Source organism: Pseudaquabacterium inlustre, assembly GCF_038066595.1.
Classification (GTDB): Bacteria; Pseudomonadota; Gammaproteobacteria; order Burkholderiales; family Burkholderiaceae_C; genus Pseudaquabacterium; species Pseudaquabacterium inlustre.
The window spans coordinates 337,142-364,079 of the sequence record NZ_JBBUTH010000001.1 but is presented as its reverse complement, the minus strand read 5'-3'; the positions used below and the strand labels follow the sequence as shown (position 1 = coordinate 364,079).

The 26,938-nt window shown below is 71.2% G+C and carries 21 protein-coding genes; 15 read left to right on the top strand and 6 right to left on the bottom strand.

Translation table 11 applies throughout. From position 1 onward, the window contains the following. Positions 1-19 precede the first annotated feature (19 nt). The 6 genes from fliD to AACH10_RS01610 form a co-directional block, all read right to left on the bottom strand. Positions 20-1,501, bottom strand: a complete 1,482-nt coding sequence (gene fliD, locus AACH10_RS01635; protein WP_341408608.1) for a flagellar filament capping protein FliD — start codon at positions 1,499-1,501, stop codon at positions 20-22. Positions 1,502-1,682: 181 nt separating this feature from the next. After that, complete coding sequence (locus AACH10_RS01630; RefSeq protein ID WP_341408607.1) at positions 1,683-2,549, bottom strand: flagellin N-terminal helical domain-containing protein; 867 nt, start codon at positions 2,547-2,549, stop codon at positions 1,683-1,685. Positions 2,550-2,888: 339 nt separating this feature from the next. Then, on the bottom strand, positions 2,889-3,752 hold the full coding sequence (locus AACH10_RS01625; RefSeq protein WP_341408605.1) for a flagellin N-terminal helical domain-containing protein: 864 nt from the start codon (positions 3,750-3,752) through the stop codon (positions 2,889-2,891). 274 nt (positions 3,753-4,026) lie between these two features. Then, a complete protein-coding gene (locus AACH10_RS01620; RefSeq protein WP_341408604.1) occupies positions 4,027-4,890 on the bottom strand; it encodes a flagellin N-terminal helical domain-containing protein in 864 nt (287 codons plus the stop codon). A gap of 765 nt (positions 4,891-5,655) precedes the next feature. After that, the gene (locus AACH10_RS01615) at positions 5,656-6,987 is read right to left on the bottom strand and encodes a hypothetical protein (protein WP_341408603.1); all 1,332 of its coding nucleotides are present in this window, start codon (positions 6,985-6,987) and stop codon (positions 5,656-5,658) included. A gap of 316 nt (positions 6,988-7,303) precedes the next feature. After that, the gene (locus AACH10_RS01610) at positions 7,304-8,107 is read right to left on the bottom strand and encodes a response regulator (RefSeq protein WP_341408602.1); all 804 of its coding nucleotides are present in this window, start codon (positions 8,105-8,107) and stop codon (positions 7,304-7,306) included. Positions 8,108-8,428: 321 nt separating this feature from the next. On the opposite strand from AACH10_RS01610, the gene flhD reads away from it, so the two are divergent. The 15 genes from flhD (at position 8,429) to AACH10_RS01535 (ending at position 26,907) form a co-directional block, all read left to right on the top strand. Next, a complete protein-coding gene (gene flhD / locus AACH10_RS01605; protein ID WP_341408601.1) occupies positions 8,429-8,752 on the top strand; it encodes a flagellar transcriptional regulator FlhD in 324 nt (107 codons plus the stop codon). A 48-nt stretch (positions 8,753-8,800) separates the two neighbouring features. Further along, positions 8,801-9,364 carry a flagellar transcriptional regulator FlhC gene (gene flhC, locus AACH10_RS01600; protein ID WP_341408600.1) on the top strand — a complete coding sequence of 188 codons (564 nt, stop codon included), beginning with the start codon at positions 8,801-8,803 and terminating at the stop codon, positions 9,362-9,364. A gap of 184 nt (positions 9,365-9,548) precedes the next feature. Further along, positions 9,549-10,601, top strand: coding sequence for an HD-GYP domain-containing protein (locus AACH10_RS01595; protein ID WP_341408599.1), 1,053 nt, complete (start codon positions 9,549-9,551; stop codon positions 10,599-10,601). 237 nt (positions 10,602-10,838) lie between these two features. After that, positions 10,839-11,714, top strand: a complete 876-nt coding sequence (locus AACH10_RS01590; RefSeq protein ID WP_341408598.1) for a class I SAM-dependent methyltransferase — start codon at positions 10,839-10,841, stop codon at positions 11,712-11,714. A gap of 60 nt (positions 11,715-11,774) precedes the next feature. Next, complete coding sequence (motA, locus tag AACH10_RS01585) at positions 11,775-12,632, top strand: flagellar motor stator protein MotA (protein WP_341408597.1); 858 nt, start codon at positions 11,775-11,777, stop codon at positions 12,630-12,632. Between the two features lie 132 nt (positions 12,633-12,764). Next, entirely contained in the window at positions 12,765-13,709 is a 945-nt protein-coding gene (motB, locus tag AACH10_RS01580; protein ID WP_341408596.1) for a flagellar motor protein MotB, read from the top strand. A gap of 115 nt (positions 13,710-13,824) precedes the next feature. Continuing rightward, a complete protein-coding gene (locus AACH10_RS01575) occupies positions 13,825-16,179 on the top strand; it encodes a hypothetical protein (protein ID WP_341408595.1) in 2,355 nt (784 codons plus the stop codon). Between the two features lie 142 nt (positions 16,180-16,321). Continuing rightward, positions 16,322-16,720 (top strand): chemotaxis response regulator CheY, encoded by a 399-nt coding sequence (gene cheY, locus AACH10_RS01570; protein ID WP_341408594.1) that lies wholly within the window; start codon positions 16,322-16,324, stop codon positions 16,718-16,720. 21 nt (positions 16,721-16,741) lie between these two features. After that, complete coding sequence (locus tag AACH10_RS01565; RefSeq protein ID WP_341408593.1) at positions 16,742-17,383, top strand: protein phosphatase CheZ; 642 nt, start codon at positions 16,742-16,744, stop codon at positions 17,381-17,383. Between the two features lie 216 nt (positions 17,384-17,599). After that, complete coding sequence (locus tag AACH10_RS01560) at positions 17,600-19,390, top strand: O-linked N-acetylglucosamine transferase, SPINDLY family protein (protein ID WP_341408592.1); 1,791 nt, start codon at positions 17,600-17,602, stop codon at positions 19,388-19,390. A 109-nt stretch (positions 19,391-19,499) separates the two neighbouring features. Continuing rightward, positions 19,500-21,821: a type I secretion system permease/ATPase gene (locus AACH10_RS01555; protein ID WP_341408591.1), complete on the top strand. Its 2,322-nt coding sequence runs from the start codon at positions 19,500-19,502 to the stop codon at positions 21,819-21,821. A 37-nt stretch (positions 21,822-21,858) separates the two neighbouring features. Further along, positions 21,859-23,097 (top strand): beta-barrel domain-containing protein, encoded by a 1,239-nt coding sequence (locus tag AACH10_RS01550; RefSeq protein WP_341408590.1) that lies wholly within the window; start codon positions 21,859-21,861, stop codon positions 23,095-23,097. Between the two features lie 118 nt (positions 23,098-23,215). Continuing rightward, positions 23,216-24,637, top strand: coding sequence for a TolC family protein (locus tag AACH10_RS01545; protein ID WP_341408589.1), 1,422 nt, complete (start codon positions 23,216-23,218; stop codon positions 24,635-24,637). Between the two features lie 22 nt (positions 24,638-24,659). Continuing rightward, a complete protein-coding gene (locus tag AACH10_RS01540; RefSeq protein WP_341408588.1) occupies positions 24,660-25,817 on the top strand; it encodes a glycosyltransferase family 4 protein in 1,158 nt (385 codons plus the stop codon). A gap of 28 nt (positions 25,818-25,845) precedes the next feature. Then, complete coding sequence (locus tag AACH10_RS01535; RefSeq protein ID WP_341408587.1) at positions 25,846-26,907, top strand: hypothetical protein; 1,062 nt, start codon at positions 25,846-25,848, stop codon at positions 26,905-26,907. Positions 26,908-26,938: the final 31 nt, after the last annotated feature.

Below are 26,938 nucleotides of genomic sequence, written 5' to 3'. Positions count from 1 at the left end.
GCGGTGCGCGCGCGGCGCGTCAGCTGCTGCTGCTGTTGGTCTTGAGCTGCTGCGTGATGTAGCTGCTCAGCGTGGACATCTGCGCCATCGTGGTGTCGAGCGCCTGGTACTGCTTGCGCAGGCGGGCCTCGGTGATGCTCAGGCGCAATTCCATGCTGGTCTGCGACTTGCTGTTGCGGTCGATGCTGGTGCGCAGCCCGGCGCTGCGGCTGTCGAACAGGCCGTCGGAGCCGAGCATGGCGTCCGACAGCTGCTTGAAGCGCCGCACGAAGCCCGAACTGCCGCTGTCGGCCCCGTCGGCCACCAGCACCTTGCGCAACTCGCCCAGGTTGCCCAGGGCGTTGTCGAGCTTACTGCCATTGGTGTCCAGCGAGCCGTCGGTCTTCATCGTGATGCCCACCTCGGACAGCCGGCCGAACACCGACGAGGCGCTGCTGGCCTGGTTGAGCACGGCGCGCAGTTGCGTCTGCACCGCCAGCGCCCCCGAGTCGCCCTGCAGGTCGCCACCCTTCTTGGTGTCGGCGTTGTAGGCGGTCTGGGTGTGGATGAAGCTGGCCACCGCGTTGAAGGCGGTGACGAAGTCGGTGATGGCAGTCTTGATCGATGCCGAGTCGGCCGCCACATCCACCGTCACCGGCGTGGTGGTGGTCTTCTGCAGCGTCAGCGTCAGGCCGTCGACCACGTTGTCGAGCGTGTTGCTGGCCGAGCTGATGGCGATGCCGTTGATCGTGGCGCTGGCGTTGCCGGCCTCCACGGTGCGCGACATCGGCGTGTCGGCCACGGTGGCGTCGTAGGCCAGCGCCGACAGGCCGGTGGTGGCCTGGCCGTCGTCGGCCGTCTCGCTGACGCCGATGCGGAATCCGTTCTCGGCGCCGGTCTCGCGCGAGCGCAGCGACAGGCGCGAGCCGGCGCTGTCGGTGACGATGGTGGCCACCACGCCGGCGCCGGCAGCGTTGATCTTGTCGCGCACGGCGGCCAGGCTGGTGTCCCCGTCGCCGATGGTGATGCTGACCGCCGAACTGCCGGCCTTGGCCTCGAAGCCGGTGGGCGGCGTGGTGGCGGTGCCACCGGTCCAGGTGCCCAGCTCGATGGTCAGCGTGCCGGCCGACAGCGTACCGCCCGAGGCCAGCGCGGCGCTGCTGGCCGTCTGGCCGGTGGCCAGGCGGCTGACCTCCAGCGCGTAGCTGCCGGCGGCAGCCGTCGTGCCGCTGGTGGCGGTGCTGGCCTTGACGACGCTGGCATCGCTGGGCGTGGCGGTGGTGCTGTTCCACAGCGTGGTGGAGGTCAGCGCATTGGCCTTCTCGCGCAGCGTGGACATGTAGCTCTGCAGCTTGCCGAAGCTGGAGAGCTTGGCGTTCAGGCTGGTGGCCTGGTCCTGCAACAGGTTCAGCGGCTGCGATTCCACCGACATCAGCTTGGTGATGATGCCGTTCACGTCCAACCCGCTGCCGATGCCGGCCGAGCTGATCGTGCTGCTGCTGCTGACGGATGAGGTGGCCATGGCGGACGCTCCTAGACGTGCGTGTTTTCGACCGGGCGGGCGCGGGCTTGAGGCGCGGGGCGCTCACCCGGCGCATGGGGCCGCGCAAACGACAACGGCCCGGAAGACCGGGCCGCCTGGGGCTGGGCGTCGGGACAGGGCGGGTGGCCGTGCCGGCGGCGCCTGCGATGGGCCCGCGGGGTCAGCCCTGCAGCAGCTTGAGCACCTGCTGCGGCATCTGGTTGGCCTGCGCCACCATCGCGTTGCCGGCCTGCTGCAGGATCTGCGAGCGGCTGAGGTTGGCGGTTTCCGCCGCGAAGTCGGCGTCCATGATGCGGCTCTTGGCCGCGCTCTGGTTCTCCACCGAGACCTGCAGGTTCGAGATCACCGACTCGAAGCGCGACTGCGAGGCACCCAGCGTGGCACGCTGGTTGTTCAGCATGTCCAGCGCGCTGTCGATGTTGTCGATCACCGTGTGGATGTCGGTGATCGCCGCGGTCGAGGCGATCGAGGCGCGGCCGCTGCCGGCGGCGTCGGTGCCGGCCACCACGGTGATCAGCGCGTCCGAGGTCAGGTCGCTGGTGGTGATGTTGATCGTGTCTTCGCTGCTGGTGCCGGCGCCGACCTGGAACACCAGTTCGCGGGCTTCGGCACCGAGGATGTGCGAGCCGTTGAAGGTGGTGGCCGACAGCACGCGCTGCACTTCCTTGGCCAGCTCGCCGAATTCCTTGTCCAGCGAATCCTTGTCGTTGGCCGAGTTGGTGGCGTTGGCCGCCTGCACCGACAGCTCACGCATGCGCTGCAGGGCGTCGGCCACCTTGCCGAGCGCGCCTTCGGCGGTCTGCGCCAGCGAGATGCCATCGTTGGCGTTGCGCACCGCGGCGTTCATGCCGCGTATCTGGGCCGTCATGCGCTCGGCAATCGCCAGGCCGGCGGCGTCGTCCTTGGCGGAGTTCACGCGCATGCCGGAGGAAAGCCGCTGCATCGAGATGGCCAGGGAAGACTGAGACGTGTTGAGGTTCCGTTGCGCGTTCAGCGACGAAAGGTTCGTGTTGATCGTCTGGGGCATTTGCCACTCCTCGAGATTCGACGACACCCGGCGGAAATCGGCCGGCATTCCGAAAGCACACGCGGCGTACTGCTGATTGCCGCCTGCCGCTTTCGAGACCGGCTGGTTCCACTGGCGAATCGGTCGTCAGTGCTTCCGGACGGCGCCTGTGCGGCAGAGCTCAGGCGTTGGACGAATTGTGAGAAGGGCAGGGCTTCGGCATTAGGCCGAAATGCGGAGCAAAGGGGCCTCAGTTTGCGCCCGTGACACACGCAAGAACGCCCCGCCGGCTGTGTCAGGCCGGCGGGGCGTCGGGGAGGGGGATGCGGCGCCGCGTCGCTGCGGCGCTGGGTGGGCCGTTCAGCGCAGCAGGCTGATCACCGCCTGGGGCAGCTGGTTGGCCTGGGCCACCATGGCCACGCCGGCCTGCTGCAGGATCTGCGCGCGGCTCATGTTGGCCGTCTCGCTGGCGAAGTCGGCGTCCATGATGCGGCCCTTGGCGGCGTTCTGGTTCTCGATCGAGACCTGCAGGTTCGACACCACCGATTCGAAGCGGCTCTGCGAGGCGCCCAGCGTGCCGCGCTCGGTGCTCACCTTGTCGAGGGCGGTGTCGATCTTGTCGATCACGCTCTTGATGTCGTTGGCGGTGGCGGCCGACGAGATGTCGGCGCGGCCGCTGCCGCTGTTGTCGGTGCCTGCCACCGCGGTGATGTCACCGTCGGTGGTCATGTTGGTGGTGGTGATCGAGATGGTGTCGTTGGAGCTGGTGTTGGCGCCCACCTGGAAGCTCTTGTTGCCGGCGTCGCTGCCCAGCACCTTCAGGCCGTTGAAGCTGGTGCCGCCGAGCACGCGCTGCACTTCCTTGGCCAGCTCGCCGAACTCCTTGTCCAGCGAATCCTTGTCGCTGTCGGAGTTGGTGGCGTTGGCCGACTGCACCGCCAGTTCACGCATGCGCTGGAAGGCGTCGGCCACCTTGCCCAGCGAGCCTTCGGCGGTCTGGGCCATCGAGATGCCGTCGTTGGCGTTGCGCATGGCCACGGTCATGCCGCGAACCTGGGCGCTCATGCGTTCGGCGATGGCCAGTCCCGCCGCGTCGTCCTTGGCCGAGTTCACCCGCAGGCCCGAGGACAGGCGCTGCATCGAGACGGACAGCGAGTCCTGCGAGGCATTCAGGTTTCGCTGGGCATTCAGCGAGACGATGTTGGTGTTGATGGTCTGAGGCACGAACGACTCCTTCGCTCAATGAATCGCGTCCAATGCGCGGCAATGTCGCGTCTTTGGCGTTGCAATGACGGCCTGCGGCTTCCGGTTGCCCGAAAAACGAGGCTGCTGCAACACTTATCGACCGATCGGCCGCTTGCTTGAACGCTTAGTTCTTCTGGCCGTGAAAAAAGACAAGGCGCCGGCTCCCGGGGGAGTAGCGGCGCCTTGTCATCCGGAGGGCGCGGCCTGCGGGGCCGCAGCCGCCGCGGCCGACTCCATCAGGGCTGGCCCAAACTCATCGAAGAAGCGACAGGACTTGCTGCGGCAACTGGTTGGCTTGCGCCACCATCGCCGTGCCAGCCTGCTGCAGGATGTTGGCGCGGCTCATGTTGGCCGTTTCCGCCGCGAAGTCGGTGTCCATGATGCGGCCGCGCGCGGCGCTCTGGTTCTCGACCGAGACCTGCAGGTTCGAGACCACCGACTCGAAGCGGTTCTGCGAGGCACCCAGCGTGGCGCGCTCGCCGCTGACCGTGTTGATCGCCGTGTCGATGTTGTCGATCACCGTGTGGATGTCCGACAGCGCCGCGGTGTTGTCGATCACCGCCCGGCCCGCACCGGTGTTGTCGGTGCCGGCCACCACGGTGATCGTGGCGTCCTGGGTCAGGTTGGTGGTCTGGATGTCGATGGTGTCGTCGCTGGTGGTGTTGGCACCGACCTGGAAGGTCTGGGCACCGGCGTCACCGGCCAGCATGCGCTTGCCGTTGAAGTTGGTGGCACCCAGCACGCGCTGGATTTCCTTCGACAGTTCGCCGAATTCCTTGTCCAGCGAGTCCTTGTCCGAGCCGGTCACCGTGGCGTTGGAGGCCTGAACCGCCAGTTCACGCATGCGCTGCAGCGAGTCGGTCACCTTGCCGAGTGCGCCTTCCGCGGTCTGCGCCATCGAGATGCCGTCGTTGGAGTTGCGCACCGCGACGTTCATGCCACGCACCTGGGCGTTCATGCGCTCGGCGATGGCCAGGCCGGCGGCGTCGTCCTTGGCGCTGTTGACACGCAGACCCGAGGACAGGCGCTGCATCGACGTGGCCAGCGACGACTGGTTGGTGTTCAGGTTCCGCTGGGCGTTCAGCGAAGACATGTTGGTGTTGATGGTCTGAGGCACGATGGTTTCCTTTCCGTTTCCATGAATCCCGGCGGAAGCGCCGGCGTTTTCGCCAGTGGTGGGGTTCCTTGCGGTCATCACCACCTTTGCCGCTGATCCTCATTGCTGGGGATCAGCACGCCCGCGCTAGTCGCCTTTGGCTCGACGAGCTCCCGGGTGGGAGCCTTCGTCCATCGGCCGGCTAACCGGACCCCGGTCAGATGTTGTTGTCTGCCCGTTGGGTTGGGTATCGGCCCGCTGGAAACGCAACTTGAGGCCTGTATCGCTCCCTTTTTTTCGAGACTGTCAATACGCTTTCGGGTCCTTCGCGTGAAGTTCGGCACGCCAAAGGGCTCAGAAAGCACTCAAGTCGGGGTGTGGCAGGGGTTTAGCGCAAAAACAGCCCGCGTTTCGGGGGCAATCCGGACGCTGCATGGCGCACCGCGGCTGGCGCGTGGCGGGCCGGGGGCAGGGGGCGGGGGGCGGGGGGCTTCGGCGCGTTCAGCGCGCATGGGCAGCCGTGCGCGCATGGGCAGGCGTACGCGCATGGCCGTATGCCATCGCAGTCGCGTGCCTTGCAGCATGGGTGGGCGCAGCCGCGCCGTGCGCGGACTGGCCATGGGTGCGCGCTGGCCAAGGGGGCAGGCCGTGCGCGGGCCGTGTCAGGCCCTGGGGAGCAGGCTCACGCGGCGCCGCCGCGGGCGTGGGCAGGGACGGTGGCACGCGCTGCGCGGCGGCGCAGCGGTGCAGGCAGGCAGACGGGTGCCGGGCCGGGCCCGCAGCCGGTCAGGCCGCGGCCTTGCGCGCGGTGGTGGCGGGCTTGCCCCGCACCGGCGGCATCGGCCGCGCCAGCGCGGCGGCATTGGCCGCGATGCGCGCGGTCTCGTCGAGCACGCGGCGCAGCTGGTCCAGCTCGGCGCGCAGCTGGCGCACCTCGTCCTTGGTGTGGGCGAGCTCGTTCTCGGCGCGTCGCAGCGCGTCGGCCTGGCGCAGGCCGCCGGCCTGGGCAAAGGCCTCGCGCACCAGCGCGCTGCCACGCAGCGTGGCCTCGGCGTAGCCGGCCCAATCGTTGCGCAGCTCGCGCAGCAGGTTGGCGCGCGGCGCCACCACGATGGGCTCCTCGCGCAGCGGCTGCTGCAGCGCGGCGCTCCACAAGGCCTCGCCCAGCAGCGTGTGCGAGGCGATCTGCAGGTAGCCATCGGGCGTGGGCATGGGTTCGAAGCTGGGCGTGGCCGAGGTGCCGTGCAGGGCGTAGGCCTTGCGGGCGAACCACTGCGCCTCGAGCAGCACGCCCGAGGACAGGCCGACCAGCGTGATCTCGTCGTCGCAGGCCAGCAGCTCGTAGGCGTCCATCTCGCACAACGGCACGCGCTGGCCGATCAGGCGCTCCAGCGTCTCGCGCTCGATGCGGGCGAAGTCGCCGGCACGCGGGTCGGCCAGGTACAGCATCGGGCCGGTGCGGGCCAGGCGCTGCAGTGTCTCGGCATGGTCGCTGGCGCGCACGATGCGGCCATCAGCCTGCACCAGCGAGGCTTCGCATTCGGGTTGGCCGACGAAGATCACGGGGTCGGCCGGCAGGCGCAGCTGCGACTCGCCGCGGCGGCGCAGCCGGGCGCGGGCGGCCATCTGCGAGGCCTCGGCCACCAGCTCGGCGGTGCCCATGGCCAGCGGCGCGACGGCGGCGTGGATCTCGGCGCGGTTGGTGCGCAGGCCCATCACCAGGTCGCTGCCGAAGCGCAGCGGCGACATGCGCAGGTCGACCCAGGCGACATCGGCGCTGTCGAGCTGCGCGATCAGCCAGGGCGCCATCTCGTGGCCCAGCACCAGCGCGTCGGCGGGCAGGTGCTGCAGCAGGTAGTCGGCGGCGGCGGCGGGCACGGCATGGTGCAGGGCCTGCCAGGTCGGCATCTGGCCATCCACCATGCACAGCGCACGGAACTGCTGGATCGAGAAACCGGGCTTCAGGCCGTGGCCGTCGGCGCGGTGCGGGGTCTTGCTGACGCGCAGACCGCTGGCATGGAAGATGGGCAGGCGCACCAGGTCGAGCACAAACTCGCTGGCGGGCCAGGTGTCCTCGCGGACGAGGTCATCAAGGCTGACGATCGTGCTGACGTTCATGGTGGGCTCCAGGGCAGAGGGGCTCGGGTCGCAGTGGGTGTCTTCGGGATTCAGCGCGCGGGACGGCCGTTGCCGACCGGAGCCAAGCCATGCCGGGCACCGGGGATCCACGTGCTCTGGCCGGAGCAGGTGGGGATCGGGTGGGGCAGCTGGGTCGGGTGCATGGCGCTGGCGGTGTTTCGACGCTGGGAGGCAGTCTAGGCAGCGCGGCCGGCGGCTAAAGGCCGAATAGCCCGGCGAAACCGGGCCAGAACGCGGCCGGGCGCATCCGGCCCGTGCGGACAGAAGAATCCGTGCCGGGGCCCGGTGCCGGGGCTCAGTGCCGGGGCAGCAGCCGCTGCACGCGCTGCAGCAGATCGGCGTCGTCCCAGGGCTTGCGCAGCACGCCGTGCAGGCGCGCGAAGCCCTGCAGCTGGGCCTGCATCTCGTCGTGGCCGGTGATGGCCAGCATCGGCAGGCGGCCCAACGCCGGCCGCGCATGGGCGGCGGCGATCAGCTCGGCGCCGTTCATGTGGGGCATCTCGAGGTCGGTGATCAGCAGCGCGAAGGGCTGCTGATCCAGCAGGGCCAGGGCCTCGACGCCGTCGCGCGCCTGCACCACCGCATGGCCGGCGCCTTCCAGCAGCTTGCGCAGCTTGGCGCGCACCACGGCGGAATCGTCGACCAGCAGCAGCGGCAGCGGTGCGGCGGCTTGTGTCGCCGAGGTGACATGGGGCGGTGCGGCCGGCGCCGGTGGCGTGGCCGGCGCGGGGGGCGTGGCGGGCGCGGCGGGGCGGGGCTGCGGCGTCGTGGGCTGCGCCGAGGGCGGTGGCGCCACGGGCCGGGCGACAGGCCGGGCGGCCGGCGTGGGTGCGGGCGGGGGCGCCGGGGCACGCACGGGTGACGGCGGCACCGCGCGGCGCACGGGCGCCGGGCCGGGGGCGGCCACCGGCGGGCGGTGCGACGGTGCCGGGGCGGGCGGCGTGGGTGGGGTGGGCGCGGTGGGCGCGGTGGACGGAGGAGGGCGACGCTTGCGCCGGCCCAGCAGCACCAGGGCCAGCGCGGCCAGCACCACCATGGCCAGGGCCAGGGCCAGCGGCAGGCCGTGGGTGCTCAGGGCGTCCAGGATCGAAGACAACATCGGTTCAGGTCTCGTGCAGTCACTCCCGGCGCGGCGGCCCCGGCGCCGGGGTGTCGGCCGGCGGGCCTGGGCGGGCCACGAGGCGAGCCACAGGCGGCCACTGGAGGTGCCGGGTCATTGTGCCAGCGGGCCTGCTGGCAGCAGGGGCATCGTCGCCTGGCGGGATGACAGGTCTGCGGCCGGGCGCGGCGTGTAGGAATTTGTCTGACAAGGGCACAGAAGAAACGGGACTTCAGAAGCGGAGACAGGCCAATGTTCCGGCCCAGTTCCGGTGCCTACAGTTCATCCCATACCAACCCGCCACCCCACCGGAGAGCAAGCATGAACACCGACCAGATCCTCGCCGAGATCCGCGAAGCCAACCTGTCGTACCTGATGCTGGCCCAGTCGCTGGTGCGCATCGACCGCGACCAGGCCCTGTTCCGCCTGGGCATCAACGAGGGCACCGCCGACCTGATCGCCGCGCTGACCCCCGCCCAGATGATGAAGGTGGCCTCCAGCAACACACTGCTGTGCAAGATGCGCTGCGACGACGACATGGTCTGGGGCCTGCTGACCAGCCACGGCAAGTCGGCCGCCAACGACGCCGTCAGCCGCCTGCACGCCAGCATCCTGATGGCCGGCCGCCATCAAGAGGCTGCGTAAGCCGCCGGCCTCGACGCCGAACCTGACAAACATCAAGGAGAGAGAACCATGTCGCGCACCAAGAGCATCCTGACCGAAGCCAAGCAGATCGAGACCGCTGTCGAGCTGATCAAGCTCGGTGCCCGCCTGCAGGTGCTGGAGAGCGAGACCGACCTGAGCTACGAGCGCCTGCTGCGCCTGTACAAGGAGGTCGCCGGCAAGTCGCCCAGCAAGGGCCAGCTGCCGTTCTCCACCGACTGGTTCATGACCTGGCAGCCCAACATCCATGCCAGCCTCTTCCTGAACATCCACGAATACCTGAACAAGGTGGCCGCGCTCGACGAGATCGACACGGTGATCAAGGCCTACAAGCTCTACCAGGAACAGGTGGGCGCGCAGGACCTCGAGCCGCAGCTGTCGGTCACCCGCGCCTGGCGCCTGGTGAAGTTCGTCGACAACGGCATGCTCACCATGACCAAGTGCAGCAAGTGCGGCGGCCACTTCGTGACCCACCCGCACGAGATCGCCCGCCACTATGTGTGCGGCCTGTGCAACCCGCCCGCCCGGGCCGGCAAGGGGCGCAATGCCGGCGCCATCCGCCTGCCGAGCGTGCAGGAATGCATGGCCGACTGATGCCTTCGCCCGCGGTGGCCCGGCGCCGGCCTCGAGCCCCGGCGTCTGGCGGCCGATAGCGAACTCAGCGACCGCAGTTTTTCTTGCTTGTCTCCTCCTGGCACAGTCCCCTGTGCTTTGCAGGCGGGTTCCTCACGGAAGCCGCCTCTTTTTTTTCCTGTCGTCCCTGTTCCAGTCCATGACCATGCCCACGTCCACCACGCCTCCTGAAGCCCGGCCGTCCACCACGCCGCGCGATGCCGCGTCGGTCGACGCCGCGGCCCCGCTGCCGGTACCGCCCAGCGCCGTGCATCCCATCCTGGCCGACGCCCCGTCCACCACTGACCCCTGGCCGCCGCTGCTGGCCGCGCTGGCCGAGGAACTGGTGGCGCTGCCGCACGAAACCGCGCCCGGCGTGGCCGAGTCGCGCCTGCGCGACCTGCACCGCCGCGCCGCCGCCGTGGTCGATGCCCAGCCCGATGCCGCGCTGTATTGGCTGATCCTGCGCGCCGGCCACGAGGTGGCCGGCTACAGCGACCGCCACGCCTGGCTGTGCTGGTGGGTGGCGCGCGAAGCCCATGCCCGCCTGGGCGGCAGCGACCACCAGGGCGAGGCCCTGGCGCTGGCCGCGCTGACCATGAACTGCACGCTGCGCGCGCTGCAGGACCGCCTGGCCGAGCACGACGGTCCGCCCTCGGTGGCCGAGCAGGCGCGCATCGACACCCATGCCGTGGCGGCTGCGCACACGCTGGCCGCGGCCGGCGTGCACGACGAACTGTGGCTGGCCATCGTGCGCCACCACCACGACGAGGCGCCCGACGCGCTGCCGCTGATGCGCCTGCCGCCGGCCGCGGCCGCGGCCCGGCTGCTGCGCCGGGTCGACCGCTTCGCCGCCGCGCTGGCCTGCCGCGCCGACCGGCCGCCGCTGTCGCCGGTACTGGCCGCGCGCACCGCCTGCGTGGGCCCGGACGGCACCACCGACGAGATCGGCCACGCGATGATCGGCGCGCTGGGCCTGTACCCGCCCGGCAGCCCGGTGCGCTTGGCCAATGGCGAGCGCGGCGTGGTCATCGCCCGCGGCCTGCGCGCCAACCTGCCACGCGTGGCCGTGCTGGCCGACGCCCAGGGCCAGCCGCTGGCCCAGCCGGTGTCGCGCGACACCGCCGATCCGGCCCATGCCGTGACCGGCAGCCTCGACCCCGATCTGTCGCCGCTGCCGCTGACCGTGCCGCACGCGCAGCTGCTGCGCCTGCGCTGACCGACCGGGCGGGCCGGACTGATGGCGCCGCCGGTCAGCACCCCTGAGCGCCCGTCCACGCGCCTGTCCGGACGCCAGTCCGGGCGCCCGTCCGCCGCGACAGCCCGTGAAATTTTGCCGGTTTCATCGGATTTGCCGGTTATTCAGGTCTCGAACCCGACCGACGGACCCACCGGGCCCGGATCGCCCCGCATTTCGGACGACCGCGCGCATGTCGTGATCGACACACTGGCGCGCATGTCTGCCCACGCCACTGCTGCCGCGGCCCCTGCGCCGTCGCCGCACACCGCCGAAACCGGTCGCGCCGCCGCGCTGGCGACCGGCCTGGCCGCGCGCCTGCGCTGGCCGGCGCCGGCGCTGCTGGGCTGGCTGGCCGCCTGGCTGCTGACGCTGGTGCTGCGCCTGGCCGGTGCCAGCCCCTGGCTGGCCCTGGGCACCGGCCTGGTGGCCTGCACCGCGCTGGCCCTGGCCTGGCCCGGCCTGAGCACCTGGCGCCGCATGATCCTGGGTGGCGGTTTCCCGCTGGCCATGCTGGGCAGCGGCCTGGCGCAGGGCGTGCCGGCCTGGGCCTGGCTGCTGCCGCTGGGCCTGCTGCTGGTGGCCTACCCGCTGCGCGCCTGGCGCGATGCGCCGCTGTTTCCCACGCCGCCGCGGGCGCTGCAGGGCCTGGCCCGCCAGGTGCCGCTGCCGGCTGGCGCACGCGTGCTCGACGCCGGCTGCGGCCTGGGCCAGGGTCTGGAGGCCCTGCACACCGAATACCCGCAGGCCCGGCTGCAGGGCACCGAATGGAGCTGGCCGCTGGCCCTGGCCGCGCGCTGGCGCTGCCGCTTCGCCCAGGTGCGCCGCGGCGACCTGTGGGCCGAGGACTGGTCGGGCCTGGACCTGGTGTACCTGTTCCAGCGTCCTGAATCGATGGCCCGCGCCTGGGACAAGGCCTGCGCCGAGATGGCACCCGGCCGCTGGCTGGTGAGCCTGGACTTCGCCGTGCCCGGCGTGCCGCCGGCGCGCGTGCTGCGCCGGCCCGGCGCGCAACCGGTGTGGGTCTACCGCATCGAGAACAAGCCGTACCGGGGCGCCAGTTCCGGCTCAATCCGCACCCCGGGCCGCCGATAAATCAGCGAACCGGTGCGTCCCGCGGGGCGTGCCGACCGGTTTCACCTTCGAAAACGCACCATGTTCGTCATCATCGGTTGGGTTCTCGCGCTGGCTTGCATCTTCGGCGTGTACATCGTGCACGGCGGCAACATGGGCGTGATCCTGAAGGCCTTGCCCTTCGAGTTCACCACCATCTTCGGTTCGGCCTTCGGCGCCTTCCTGGCCAACAACCAGATGAAGGTGACCAAGAAGACGCTGGCCGGCCTGGGCCAGTGCTTCAAGGGCAGCAAATTCAGCAAGGCCCGCTACATGGAGCTGCTGGCGCTGATGTACGACATCCTGCAGAAGGCCCGCAAGGAGGGCCTGATGTCGATCGAAAAGGACGTCGAAGACCCGCACAACTCGGCCATCTTCCAGAAGTACCCGGTGGTGGGCAACGACCACCACGTGGTCGAGTTCATCACCGACTACCTGCGCATGATGGTCTCGGGCAACCTGAACGCCCACGAGATCGAGAGCCTGATGGACAGCGAGATCGAGACGCACCACCAGGAAGAGCACGCCGCCGTGGCCGCCATCGGGCGGCTGGCGGGCGGCCTGCCGGCCTTCGGCATCGTGGCCGCCGTGCTGGGCGTGGTGAACACCATGGGCTCGGTGGGCCAGCCCCCGGCGGTGCTGGGCGGCATGATCGGCTCGGCCCTGGTGGGTACCTTCCTGGGCATTCTGCTGGCCTACGGCTTCGTGGAGCCGCTGGGCGGCCTGCTGGAGCAGAAGGTGGAAGACGCCGGCAAGGAATTCCAGTGCATCAAGACCACGCTGCTGGCCTCGATGCAGGGCTACGCGCCCCAGGTGGCGATCGAATTCGGCCGCAAGGTGCTGTTCTCCGACGACCGTCCGACGTTCTCCGAACTCGAACAGCACGTGAAGAAGAAGTGATGGCCGACCCCCGTAGCGCCTTCGGCGCTTCCCCCCAGGGGGGCGCAGCCAGCGGCCCGGCAAAGCCGGCTCCGCGGCGGCTGCTTGGTTTGACCGCGACCCTGCCGCCACCGGTGCGCTTCGGGGAGAACCATGGCTGGTGACGCCAAGAAGCTGCAGCCCATCATCATCAAGAAGGTGAAGAAGGGCGGCCATGCGGCGCATGGCGGGGCGTGGAAGATCGCGTACGCCGACTTCGTGACCGCGATGATGGCCTTCTTCCTGCTGATGTGGCTGCTGGGCAGCACCACCGAGGGCGACAAGAAGGGCATTGCCGACTACTTCAATTCGCCGCTGAAGGTGGCGCTGCTGAACGGCGGCTCCGGCTCGGGCGATTCGTCCAGCGTGATCAAGGGCGGCGGCACCGACCTGAGCCGCAGCCACGGTCAGGTCAAGGCCGGCGACGTGCCGGCACCGCGCCACACCATCAACCTGCAGCGCCTGAAGGCCGAGCAACAGCGCGTCGAGGGCGCCATGCTCGAGGAATTGCGCGAGAAAGTGCAGTCGGAGCTGCAGAACAGCCCCAAACTCGCCCAGTTCTCGTCGCAGATCAAGCTGGACATGACCCGCGACGGCCTGCGCATCCAGATCGTCGACGAGCAGAGCCGGCCGATGTTCGATTCCGGCAGCCCGCTGGTGAAGCCGCACATGCGCGACCTGCTGCGCGCCATCGGCAGCGTGCTGGCCGAGGTGCCCAACCGCATCACGCTGGAAGGGCACACCGACGCCATGCCGTTCCCCGGCGGTGACAAGGGCTACGGCAACTGGGAACTGGCGGCCGACCGCGCCAACGCGGCGCGGCGCGAACTGATCGGCGGCGGCCTGGGCGACGACCGGGTGCTGCGCGTGCTGGGCCTGGCCTCCAGCCAGCCGTTCAACCCGGCCGATCCCAACGACCCGCAGAACCGGCGCATCAGCATCATCGTGATGAACCGCGACGCCGAGAACCGCTTCCTGCGGCCCGGCGCACCGGACAACGCCGACAGCGACGAGGCCCCGGCGCTCAACGTCGCGCCCAAGCCGGCCGCCGGCCGCTGACCCCGCGGCGCCCCGGCGCCGAACTGGCCGGTGAAAGCCCGGCTCATCGGGCTCATGTTCCCGGCACCCCTGCCTACCATGGTGGTCAAGCTCCGCTCTCCTGAGGGGTACCGCCATGATCGCCTTCGATTCCAGAGACCTGCTGTCCGATCCGCCGATGATCTGGCTGGCCGACGCGCCCGCGTTGCCGCCGGCTGGCTCGATCGCGCAGGTGCTGCCCTGGCTCACCGCCCACCTGGGCCTGCAGCCCGACGTGATGGCCCTCAGCGGCCTGGACGCCGCCGCCTTCGCCCAGGACCCCGACCGCACGCTGCAGGCCCTGCAGCGGCTGGGCTGTGACACCTACATCGGACACACCAGCCCGGTGCAGCTGATGCCGGCCGACCTGCCGGCCGTGCTGACCCTGGCCACCGGCGACGCCTGCGTGGTGACGGCCCTGCACGGGCGGCCCGGCGAGGCCCGGCGCTGCGAGGTGGTGGTCTTCACCCCCGAGCCGATGGCCTTCGCCGTCACCGACACCGAACTGGCCGGCGAATGCGTCGGCCCGGGCCTGCTGATGCGCCGCGTGCAGGGCCGGCGTGCCGCCCCGGCGGCCACGGCGGCCCCGGTGGCCACGCCCCCAGCGACAGCGGGCCGGCCTGGTGTGCCGCCCGTGGCGCGTGCGCCGTCGGTGCCCAGCCCAACAGGCCCCGCACCGTTGGTGCCCACGCCGTCGCCGGCACCGCGGGCGGCGCCGATGGCCACCTCGGCGGCTGGCCGGCCGCTGGTGCCCGAAGACCTTCCGGTGCTCGACGACGTGATCGAGCTGCCGCTGCCGCGCTGGAACCTGGCGCAGGCGCCGGCGCAGCCCCCGATGCCGCTGCAGACGCTGCCGCCGACGCAGGCCTTGCCGCCGACGCACACACCGACGCAGACACAGGCACAGACGCTGCCGCGCGACACCGTGCCGGCGCAAGCCCGGACGCCGTCGCCACGGCCGATACCGGATCTGGCGGACACGCCGGCGCTGGCGCCCGAACCCGTGGCGCGTGCCGACGCGGCCCAGGACGGCGTGGTGCTGGATCTGCGCTTTCTCGACGATCACAGCGGTGCCGCGCAGATGCGGCGCCAGTTTGTCGGGCGCCTGCGCCGCGTGCAGGTGTGGGTGGGGGCGCTGGTGCGCCGCCTGCGCCTGCGCGGCCCGTCGGCCACGGTCGCTTGGGCCGCAACACCGCGGCGCGAGCCCCAGCCGGCTGCGTCCACCAACGTCTGGCGCGAACCCCTGCCCGAACCGGGCTGGGATCCCGGCCTGGACCGCTCCGCCGGCCTGGCACGCCACGCCCGCCATGAACCCATGCTGGCCGATCCGCCAACGGCCGACCGACGAACCACCGCGCCACCGGGTGGCGCTGCGGTGCTGCGCTGGCGTGACACAGCCATCGACCGACGATGGCTGCTGGACGCTGCCGACGCGCCGCCGGACCGCCGGTCCACGCCGCCACCCGCCCAGTCCGCGCGGCGAGGCGTGCGCCTGTCCGTGCCCGGGTGGCCACGGTGGTCCCAACCGCTGCAAGCGTTGCAAGCGCTGCGAAGGCCGCGAACGACGCAATCGCCGCAATCGGTGCAACGGCATCGACCTCAGCGATCACCGCAATGGGCCGCCTGGCGCCAGTGGACACGCTGGCCGCAATGGGCCCGATGGCCGGCCGGACGCCTGGGGGCGCCGCCGCCGGGCCTGGCCGCCGTGGTGGCCGGCGACCCCGGTGCTGCGACGGTGGGCCTGGCGCCCGCCCCGACAGCTCAGACAGCCCAGACAGCCCCGACCGGCACGCTGGTCGCCAGGCTGGCGGGGCTGTGGCCGGCGCTGTGGCCGGCGCACCGGCGAGCCGTCGACTCCGGTGCCCGAGTCACCGCGGGGGATCGGCTGCCGTCCGGGCCCGGCCAGCCTGCACGGGCCCAGCGGGCACGTGCGGCGCCACCGTGGGCGTCGTGGGCGCCTTGGGCGGCCGCGCTGCCGGTGGAGGCTTGGCGGCGGCGTGTTCGAACGCTGCCGGTGAATGCGGTCGATGCGCTGGTCGAGGCCAGCGTCACCGTGGCCTGTCTGGCCCAGGGCCTGCCGCTGGCCTGGGGCCGGGCGACGGTGCGCGACGGCCTGTGGGCGCCGCTGCGCCACGCCTGCCTGAACGCCAGCCTGCGCCCGCGTGCTGCGCCGGCGCCTGCCCGGCCGGTGCCGCGAACGATTCCGCAGGCGGCGACCCTGGCCACCGACAGGGCCGACACCGCCGCCGCAAGCCTGCGTCCGGCCGCTCGCGGACGGGTCTACGCGGTGGACTTCGCGTCGGCGCTGCGCCAGCGCAGCGACAACGCGGTGGTCGGCCCGCCGCGGCCCGCCCGCCTGCCCCCGCCGGGGCGCAGCGGCGGTGGTGGTGGTGGCAGCGGCGGCAGCGGCAGCGGCAGCGGGCTGCCCGGCCACCGGCTGATGGCCGCCTGACCCTGTCCAAAGCCCCTGATGAGCCTGGTTCAGGGTCTTTGGGCCGGCCGGCGACGACCGCTGGCACGCCATTCAAGTTTCCGGCGCTGCCTCCGATAACGAGGAACGCTCGTGACCGGAAACACCTGACCAGAGGAATGCGATGAATCCCGCCGACCTGAAGTTCTTGATCGTCGACGACTTCAACACGATGCGTCGCATCGTGCGGGGCCTGCTCAAAGAGATGGGGGCCAACAACGCCGACGAAGCCGAGGACGGTGCCGTCGCGTTGCAGATGCTGAAGAACGCGCGCTACGACTTCGTCGTCAGCGACATCAACATGCCGAACATGAACGGCTTCGACCTGCTCAAGGCGGTCAAGGCCGACCCGGCCCTCAAGCACATCCCCGTGCTGATGGTCACCGCCGAGGCCCGCAAGGAGGACATCCTGCTGGCCGCCCAGAGCGGTGCGGCCGGCTACGTGGTCAAACCCTTCACCAAGGCGACGCTCGAGGAGAAGGTGACCAAGATCATGCAGAAACTCCAAGCCGCCGCGGCTTGAGGCAGCCTGGAGACCGCTGACATGAAGATGGAAAACATGGAAGCCCTGCTGCCTGCAGGGGCGACGTCGAATGCCATGGCCTCGCCCGAGGTGGTACAGAAGATCGGCGAGATCACCCGGCTGCTGCACGACACACTGCGCCAGCTGGGCGTGATGCCGCAGTTGCAGATCGCCGCCGACGGCCTGCCCGACGCGCGCAGCCGCCTGACCTACATCGCCGCCAAGACCGCCGCAGCCGCCGAGAAGGTGCTGAACTCAGTCGACCAGGCCAAGGCCGAGCAGGCCCAGATCGCCGACCAGACGCGGGCACTGGCCCAGCAACTGACGGCCGACCCGGTGCGTGCCATCGCCAGCGGCGCGGTGATGAACTTCGTCAGCGACGTCGAGCGGCGCACCAACGCCGTGGACGCGCACCTGACCGACATCATGATGGCCCAGGACTTCCACGACCTGACCGGTCAGGTCGTGCAGAAGGTCGTGACCCTGGCCAACGAGCTGGAAGACAGCCTGGTCAAGCTGCTGGTGCAGGTGGTGCCGCCCGAGCAGCGCGAGAAGGTCGATCCGAACGTGCTGCACGGCCCCGTGGTGAACCCGGAAGGGCGCACCGACATCGTGCAGGACCAGGGCGAAGTGGATGATCTGCTCGCCAGCCTGGGCTTCTGAACAGCCCGGTTCCCACGATGTGAAAGGCGGCCTGCGGGCCGCTTTCGTGTTTGTGGCGCCGCCGCGCGCGGGGGCGGGGCGGGTGCCGAAAGGCCAGGGAATGGGGCCCTTATCGGGGCAACGGCGCAGGGGGCGGGCTCCTAGCATGGCCGAATTCCTGAACGCCTTGCCGGAGCCTGCATGTCCGCTGCCACCCTGATGTCCCAGAGCGCCCCCATGTCGAACCCGCACACCCCCGCCCACCCGGCCGTGCCGCCGCGCACGCTGGTGGAACTGGTGCATGAGGCCCAGCGCCTGCAGTCGGCGGGCGACATGGCTGCTGCGGTGCAGGTCTACCGCGACTGGATCGACACCGCGCCGCAGGCCATGGTGCATGTGGCCTGCTTCAACCTCGGCACGCTGCTGGGCGCGATGAACCGCGCCGACGAGGCCGAGGCCGCCTACCTGCGCGCCATCGCGCTGCAGCCCGATTTCCCCCACGCCCGGCTGAACCTGGGCCACCTGCTGGAGCGCCGCGGCGACACCGATGGCGCGCTGGCCCAGTGGCAGGCCGTGCTCGACGGCGCCGCGCAGGCCGACCTGCGGGTGCACGCGCTGAACAACCGCGGCCGCCTGCTGGAGCAACTGCGCCGCTACCCCGAGGCCGAGGCCGAGCTCAAGCGCAGCCTCGAGCTCAACGCCGACCAGCCCAACGTGGTGCAGCACTATGTGCACCTGCGCCAGAAGCAGTGCGAATGGCCGGCCTGGGAGCCGGTGGGCGAGGTGGGGCCGAACAAGCTGGTGATGGGCACCTCGCTGCTGGCGATGATGGGTCTGTCCGACGATCCGGCGATGCAGCTGCTGTCGGCGGTGCGCTTCGCCAGCGAGCGCGTGCCCAAGGCGCAGCCGGTGCCGCTGCACTCGGTGGCACCGCCACGCACCGGCAAGATCCGCATCGGCTACCTGTCGGGCGATCTGCACATGCATGCCGTGGGCCTGCTGACGCCCGAGCTGTTCGAGCTGCACGACCGCTCGAAATTCGAGGTCTGGGCCTTCTGCTGGACGCCCGAGAGCAACATGCCGCAGCGCCAGCGCATCCTGCGCGCGATGGACCATGTGGTGCGGCTGGACGGCGTGGACGACGCCACGGCGGCCAGGCTGATCGCCGAGGCCGGCATCGACGTGCTGGTGGATCTGCAGGGGCTGACCAACGGCGCGCGTCCGGCCATCCTGGGCTACCGCGCCGCACCCATCCAGGTCAGCTACCTGGGCCTGCCCGGCACCTCGGGCCTGCCGGGGGTGGACTGGATCCTGGCCGATCACTTCGTGCTGCCGCCCGAGCTGGAGCCGTACTGCACCGAGAGGCCGATCCGCGTGCCGCACTGCTACCAGGTGAGCGACCGCCAGCGCGAGGTGGGCCGCACGCCCACGCGGGCCGAGGCCGGGCTGCCGCCGGACAAGTTCGTCTACTGCTCGTTCAACAACAACCACAAGTTCACCGAGCCGGTGTTCTCGGCCTGGATGCGCATCCTGGCCGGCGTGCCCGACAGCGTCCTGTGGCTGCTGGCCGACAACGACACGGCCCAGGACAACATGCTGCGCTGTGCCGATGCCCATGGCGTGGCGCGCGAGCGGCTGATCTTCGCCGGGCGCGCCGCGCCGCCGGACTACCTGGCCAGATTCCGCTGTGCGGATCTGATGCTGGACACCTTCCCGTACAACGCCGGCACCACGGCCAGCGATGCGCTGTGGATGGGCCTGCCCATCGTCACCTGGTCGGGGCGCACCTACATCTCGCGCATGGCCGGCAGCCTGCTCACCGCCGCCGGCCTGCCCGATCTGGTGACCGACTCGCTGGCAGAGTACGAGAAGCTGGCGATCCGCATCGGCCGCGAGCCGGCGCGTGCCGCCTCGTACCGCCGCTACCTGGACGAACACGGGCGAAGTTCGCCGCTGTTCGACGTGCCGCGCCTGGTGCGCGACATCGAGACCGAATTCGAGCGCCTGGCGCTCGCCCACCGCCACTGACACCGACCCGCGCGCACACCGCATCCCGAGCCCCGCACCGCCATCGCCGATGGCGGGCCCATCCGTCGCGGCTGCCTGCCGGCAGGCGCCGTGATCTGTTGCCGACCTCGTGAGCCAACGCCACATTCCACCGTTCGACGCGGCGCCCGAGCCGGTGCCCGCCGGCGTCGACGAGCCGGGCCCCGCGGGCCTGGCCGAGGATGCGCTCGCCCATGCCCTGCTGTGGCTGACACAGCACCACGGGCAGGAGCGGTCGATCGCGTCGCTGCTGCACGGGCAGGAACTGAACGGCGCGCTGGGCCCCGACCAGGCCGTGCGCGCGCTGCGCGAGGCCGGCTTCAACGCCGGCCTGGTGCAGCGCGAGATCGCCGACATCGCCCCGGTGCTGCTGCCGGCGGTGCTGCTGCTGCGCAGCGGCGACGCCTGCGTGCTGGTGGCGCGCACGCCGCTGGCCGACGGCGGCCAGCTGTGCGACCTGGTGATGCCCGGCCCCGAGCACCAGAGCCTGCAGGCCACGCTGGACGAGTTGCGCGCCGAATACGCCGGTGTGGCCCTGGTGGCCACGCCCAAGCCCGTCGAGACGCGGGCCTCGGCCCAGGCCGCGCCCGAAATCCGCGAGGCCATGCGCGACCCCGGCAGCCACTGGCTGTGGGGCACGCTGCGCCGTTTCTCGCCCTATTACCGCGGCGCCATGCTGGCGGCCCTGCTCAGCAACACGCTGATGCTGGCCACCGGCACGCTGACCTCGGTGATCTACGACAAGGTGATCCCGCACCAGGCCTTCGCCACGCTGTGGGCGCTGGCCATCGGCGGCGGCCTGGCGCTGATCTTCGACCTGAGTGCGCGCCAGCTGCGCGGCTACCTGATCGACCTGGCCGGCAAGAAGGCCGACCTGCTGGTGGGCACGCAGCTGTTCCGCCAGAGCCTGGCAGTGCGCATGGAGCACCGGCCCGAATCGGCCGGCGCGTATTCGCACATCGTCGGCCAGATCGAGCTGGTGCGCGAGTTCTGCTCGTCGGCCACCATGTCGGCGGCCAGCGACCTGCCGTTCATCGCCATCTTCATCGGTATGACCTTCGTGATGGCCGGCCCGCTGGGCGTGGTGCCGCTGCTGGCCGTGCCCATCATCCTGATCGGCCTGGTGGTGGTGCAGGGCACCATGCGCCGCGCCAGCACCGCCCACATGCAGCAGCAGGCAGACCTGCACGGCCTGCTGGTCGAGGCGGTGGAGGGCATCGAGGACATCAAGGCCACCGGTGCGCAGGGCCGCTTCCTGCACCGCTACGAGCACAGCACCGCCGCGGCGGTGCACAGCCAGATCAAGTCGCGCGCCATCACCAACCTGTCGATGAACGTGTCGATGCTGTCGCAGCAGCTGGTCACGCTGGTGATGCTGGTGTGGGGCGTGTACCTGATCGAATCCAAGGTCATCACCGCCGGCGCGCTGATGGGCGGCGTGATGTTCGCGATGCGCGCGATCGCGCCGCTGACCTCGCTGGTCACGCTGGCCAACCGCTGGCAGGGCGCCCGCGCCGCGATGATCGCGCTGGACCGCGTGATGTCCCAGCCCACCGACCGGGTGGAGGGGCAGTCCTACATTCCGCTGCGCGGACTGCGCGGCCGCATCGCGCTGCACGATGTGAGCTTTGCCTACCCGGCCGCGCCCGGCCAGCAGGCGCCGGGCGTGCTCAAGGGCGTGAACCTGGTGTTCGAGCCCGGCGAGCGCGTGGCCATCCTGGGCCGCATCGGCAGCGGCAAGAGCACCATCCTGCGCCTGGTGGCCGGCCTGTACCGGCCGGGCGAGGGCATGGTGGATGTCGATGGCGTGGATCTGCGCCAGATCGACCCGAATGATTTCCGCGCGGCGGTGGGCTATGTGCCGCAGGATTCGCGGCTGTTCAACGGCACGCTGCGCGACAACGTGCTGCTGGGCCGCGCCAGCGCCGACCTGGGCCGCCTGGGCGCGGTGGCGCGCCTGACCGGCCTGCAGCGCGTGGTCGACAGCCACCCGCTGGGCTGGGACATGCCGGTGGGCGAATCGGGCAGCCTGCTGTCGGGCGGCCAGCGCCAGCTGGTGGCGCTGACGCGCAGCCTCATCACCCGGCCCAAGGTGCTGCTGATGGACGAGCCCACCAGCTCGATGGACGCCCAGAGCGAGCTGGTGTTCCTGCGCCAGCTCAACGAGGCCGCCCAGGGCTGCACGCTGGTGATGGTGACGCACCGCCCGGCGGTGCTGGAGCTGGTGCAGCGCATCATCGTGGTCGATGCCGGCCGCGTGGTGATGGACGGCCCCAAGGCCGCGGTGCTGGCGGCGCTGTCGGGCGCCAAGCCGGCCGCGCAGGCGGCGCCAGGGCAGGGCGCCGGTGCGCCGCCGGCCAATGTGCACCGCCATCCCAGCACGCAGCCGGCCGAGCGCCGCGCGGCGGTCTGAGCCCCCCTGAAACGCAGCCAGCCGAGGCGCGCCCGCGATGTCCACCTCCCCGTTCGCCCGCGACGGCCTGGGTGCCCTGCGCCCCGGCGACGAGCAGTTCCTGACGCCCACGCAGGCGGCGCTGCACCTGGAGCCGGCGCGCGCGGCGATCTGGTCGATCTACCTGATGCTGGCGGCCCTGGTGGCGGCCATCGTGTGGGCCTCGCTGGCCAAGGTGGACATGATCACCCGCGCCGACGCCCGCGTGATCCCCGAGGGCCGCGAGCAGGTCATCGCCAGCCTGGAGGGCGGCATCCTGCGCGAGATGAAGGTGCGCGAGGGCGAGACGGTGGAAGCCGGCCAGGCCCTGGCGCTGCTGGACCCCACCCGCGTGGAGGCCCAGCAGGGCGAGAGCCGCGCCAAGCGCCTGAGCCTGATGGCCCAGGTGGCCCGCCTGCAGGCCGAGGCCAGCGGCCGTGCGCTGGAATTTCCGGCCGATGTGAAGGCCGTGCCCGGCGTGCTGCGCGCCGAGACCGACGTGTACCAGTCGCGCCAGCGCGCGCTGGGCGACGCGCTGGCCGTCAACAGCCGCAACCAGCGCCTGCTCGAGAAGGAACTGGCGGTCAGCGAGAGCATGTCGGCCAAGGGCCTGGTCAGCGAGGTGGAGGTGATGCGCCTGCGCCGCCAGGTCAACGACATGGGCATGCAGAACGCCGAGCGCAGCAACCGCTTCCGCCAGGACGCCAGCGCCGAGCTGGTGAAGGTGCAAACCGAGCTGACCATGCTGGAGGAGCAGCAGGTGGTGCGCGACGACATGCTGCGCCGCACCACGCTGACCAGCCCGGTGCGCGGCATCGTCAAGAACATCCGCGTCAACACGCTGGGCGGCGTGATCACCGCCGGCGCGCCGGTGATGGAGATCGTGCCGCTGGCCGCCGACGTGCTGGTGGAGCTGCGCATCAAGCCGGCCGACGTGGGCTTCGTGAAGGTGGGGCAGCAGGTGGAGATCAAGCTCACCGCCTACGACTACACCATCTACGGCATGCTGCACGGCAAGCTGCAGACGCTGAGCCCCGACGCGATCGGCGACGCCAACGCCAGCCCGGCCGGTGCCGAGGCCACCTGGTACCGCGCGCTGGTGCGCGCCGATCCCAGCACGCTGAAAGCCGGCAAGAAGCCGCTGCAGGTGCTGCCCGGCATGCTGGGCACGGCCGAGATCCGCAACGGCCAGCGCACCGTGCTGGCCTACCTGGTGCGGCCGATGATGAAGGCCCAGGAGGCCTTCACCGAGCGCTGACCGCCGGGCCGGAAACGGCGTCAAACGGCGCCCTGTTCGCCCGATCGACGCGGCCCCACGCAGCGTGTAATGGCTGTCAAGCCACCCGCCTTCCGGGTGGCGCCGTGACCGATCCGCCATGCCACGCACCCGCCGTCTCCTCGTTGCACGACCCCGCCAGGCCGTCACGGCGCTGGCCGCCTCGCTGGCCCTGGCCGCCCCCGCACTGCACGCCGCCTGCGTCGACGAATCCCGCGTCGAACCCCAGGCGCCGCTGGCCGGTGGCACCCAGGCCCACAGCGACGCCGCCACCGCCCCGGCCTCCGGCACGGCTGCGCAGCCGACCGACGCGCGCCAGCAGTTGGGCGAACTGGTGCGCGACGCCATCGCGCAGAGCAACGGCATCAACGCCGCCCGCACCCTGGTGGACGCCGCCCTGCAGGACCTGGAAGAGGCCCGTGCCGGCAAGCTGCCGCAGGCGGCACTCACCGGCTCGATGTCGCCGTCGCTGGTGGACACCGGCGCGCTGCGCGGCAGCCAGGTGCAGGCCAGTGCCGGCATCACGCTGAGCCAGATGCTGTGGGACGGCGGCCGCGCCGACCGCGTGATCGACTGGCGGCGTCAGCTCACCGAGGTGGCCCGCCTGGGCCACCTGAGCACGCAGGAGCAGATCACGCTGTCCACCGTGTCGCTGGCCTTCGAGCGCAGCCGCTACCGCATGACGGCCGCCATCTACGGGCAGAACGCGCGCAAGATGGGCTGCCTGGTGGAGGCGCTGGAGACCATCGTGGCCGCCGACCGCGGCCGCCAGAGCGAGCTGGTGCAGGCGCGCAAGCAGCTGATGCAGGCCGAGCTGCAGCAGGCCCAGTCCGTGTCGCAGGCGCGGCAGGTGGAGGCCAAGCTGCGCCGCGTGGTGGGCGCCGGGTTGCCGTCGATCGACGGCCTGAGCACCGTGCTGCTGGCCGTGCCTGACCTGGCCGACGTGCTGACCGCCGCCGAGGGCTCGGTGGAGATCGAACAGCTGGGCGCCAACGCCGCCGCAATGCGCGAGATGGCGCGCGCGGTGGAAGCCGGCACGCGGCCGCAGGTGGGCTGGAACGTCAACGGCAGCGCCGCCGTGGCCGGTGGCTCGGCGGTGGGCACCAGTGGCCGGCACAACGGCACGCTGAGCGCCGGCGTGACACTGAGCGTGCCGCTGATCAACAAGGCCGTGGACCACTCGGTCGCCGCCGCGCGCAAGCGCGCCGAGGCGGCCTCGCTGCAGCGCGCCGACGCGCTGGAGCAGCGCCGCCAGCGCATCACCGAGATCCACGAGCAGACCGGCAATGCCTTCGACCGCCTGCGCCGCATCAGCCTGGTGCTGCGCGAGAGCGACCGCCTGCGCAACTTCACGCTGCAGCAGTGGCAGCAGCTGGGCCGGCGCTCGCTGTTCGACGTGATCGCCGCCGAGAGCGAGCACTACAACCTGCGCGTGCAGTACGTCAACGCGCTGCACGACGGCCAGCAGATGAACGCCATGCTGCTGTCGATGGGCAGCGGCCTGAGGAATTGGCTGCCCTGAGGGCGGCCGGAGAGCACACCGCATGAAGACGATCTGTGTCGAAGGCTGGCGCGGCATCAGCCATTCGATCGCCCTGGTCAACCAGTTCCAGCTGCTGGTGATGCTGGAGCAGCCCGGTCTGCGCCTGTACCACCGCGACGTGCCCTTCTTCATGAAGCGCTGGAACGCCAAGGAGATGCCCGCAGGCTTCTCGCCGGCGGAGCAGGCGCGCATCGACGCCATCCCGGCGCCGCCCGAAGATGAGGCCATCGACACGCTGCTGCGCATCTCGTCGCCCTTTGCCAGCGTGCTGCCGGCGAACCAGAAGACCGTGACCTTCATGGTCACCGAATGCGGCATCACGCCCGAATGCTTCGACGCCGTGCCGCCCGACCTGGGCGCCTACACGCGCGACGGCAACCGCATCGTCACGCCCTCGCGCTGGTCGCGCGACCGGCTGCTGGAGCATGGCTTCGACCCCGCCGGCGTGGCCGTGGTGCCGCATGGCTACAAGGCCGACACCTTCCAGCCGCTGAACGCGCTGGACCGCCGCGCCGGCCGCGCCGCGCTGGGCGTGGCCGACGACGAGACGCTGTTCCTGAACGTGGGCGTGGCCACCTGGAACAAGGGCCTGGACCTGCTGGTACAGGCCTACGCCCGTGTGCGCCAGAAGAACCCCAAGGTGCGCCTGCTGCTCAAGGACCACAAGGCCATGTACGGCCTGGGCGCCGACCGCGTGCTGGCCCAGGTGGCGCGCGAGCACCCGGGTCTGATGACGGCCGACGTGCTGGCCGGCGTGTCGCTGATCAGCGGCAGCCTCGACCAGGGCCAGCTGCGCGCGCTGTACGGCGTGGCCGATGCCTATGTTTCGCCGTACCGGGCCGAAGGCTTCAACCTGCCGGTGCTGGAGGCCATGGCCTGCGGCACGCCGGTGATCGTCACCGACGGCGGCGCCACCGACGACTTCTGCCCCGAGGCGCTGGCGCTGAAGCTGCCCTCGCGCGAGGGCACCGCCGCCGACGAGCCCAACATGTTCGGCCGCTTCCTGGTGCCCGACGTGGACGCCCTGGTGGAGTGCATGCAGGCCGTGGCCGCTGGCCGCGTGCCGCGCGACACCCCCGAGCGCCTGGCCGCCCGCGCGCGCCTGGCCACCGACTACACCTGGGCCCGCGTGACCCAGGACCTGCTGGCCCAGCTGTGAGCCGGCTGCCGCCCGGAGAGCACCGGCCATGAGACACCGCCTCGCCAACGACGGCTTCGGCTTCGTGCAGGGCCTGACCCTGCGCACGCCGGGCGTGCCCATCCTCGACGTGCGCATCGGCGTGGCCCGCGTGCACGAGCCGCTGGACTGGGACACGCCGGCCTGCCGGCTGCAGATCGACGGCGACATGGCGCAGATCCGCTTCGACCGGCCGGACAACTGGGCGCGCTTCGGCTTCGACATCCTGGCCGCGCCGGGCGCCGATGCGGCCGCCGAGGTGGCGCCGCTGGGGCGGCTGGACATGCTGCCGGCCGAGAGCGACGAGCAGATCGCCCAGCGCCTGCGCGGCGCGCGCATCGCCTTCCTGGGCACGGCGCGCGACTGCGCCAAGGCCCTGCCGGCCTCGATCACCCGGCTGCGCGAGCTGGGCACGCTGTTCGCGGCGCACGAGATCCACGTCTACGAGAACGACTCGGTGGATGGCACCGACGCGCTGCTGGCGCAGATGGCGCGCGACCGCCTGCTGCACCTGCACAGCGAGCGCGGCATCGCCGCGCGCATGCCGCTGCGCACCGAGCGCCTGGCCTACGGCCGAAACCGGCTGCTCGACCATGCGCTGGCCCGTGGACCGTGGGACTACATCGCCTGGGCCGACCTGGACGGCCTGGTGGGCCCGCGTTTCTCCACCGCCGGGTTCCTCAGCAACTTCCGCCACGAAGCGGCCTGGGACGCGGTGTTCCCGCTGTCCTGGCCGCTGTACTACGACACCTACGCGCTGCGCGAAGACCACTTCTGCCGCGACGACTACGTGGGCGAGGGCAAGCACCGGCTGAACGCCGCGCTGTACGAGGGCCGCGACATCCACGCCGCCACGCAGATCCTGGCGCCGCAGCGCGTCAAGGGCTGGGTGCCGGTGCGCTCGGCCTTCGCCGGCTTCGGCCTGTACAAGGGCGCCATCGCGTCCCGGGGCCGCTACACCGGCCTGGTGCACGGCCGCGAGGTGTGCGAGCACGTGCCTTACCACGCCGCGCTGTGCGCCGCCGGCGCGCGGCTCTACATCAACCCCCAGTGCCTGACCCACATCGCCTGAGCCCGGCCCACCACGCCGGCCCACCCCCGCA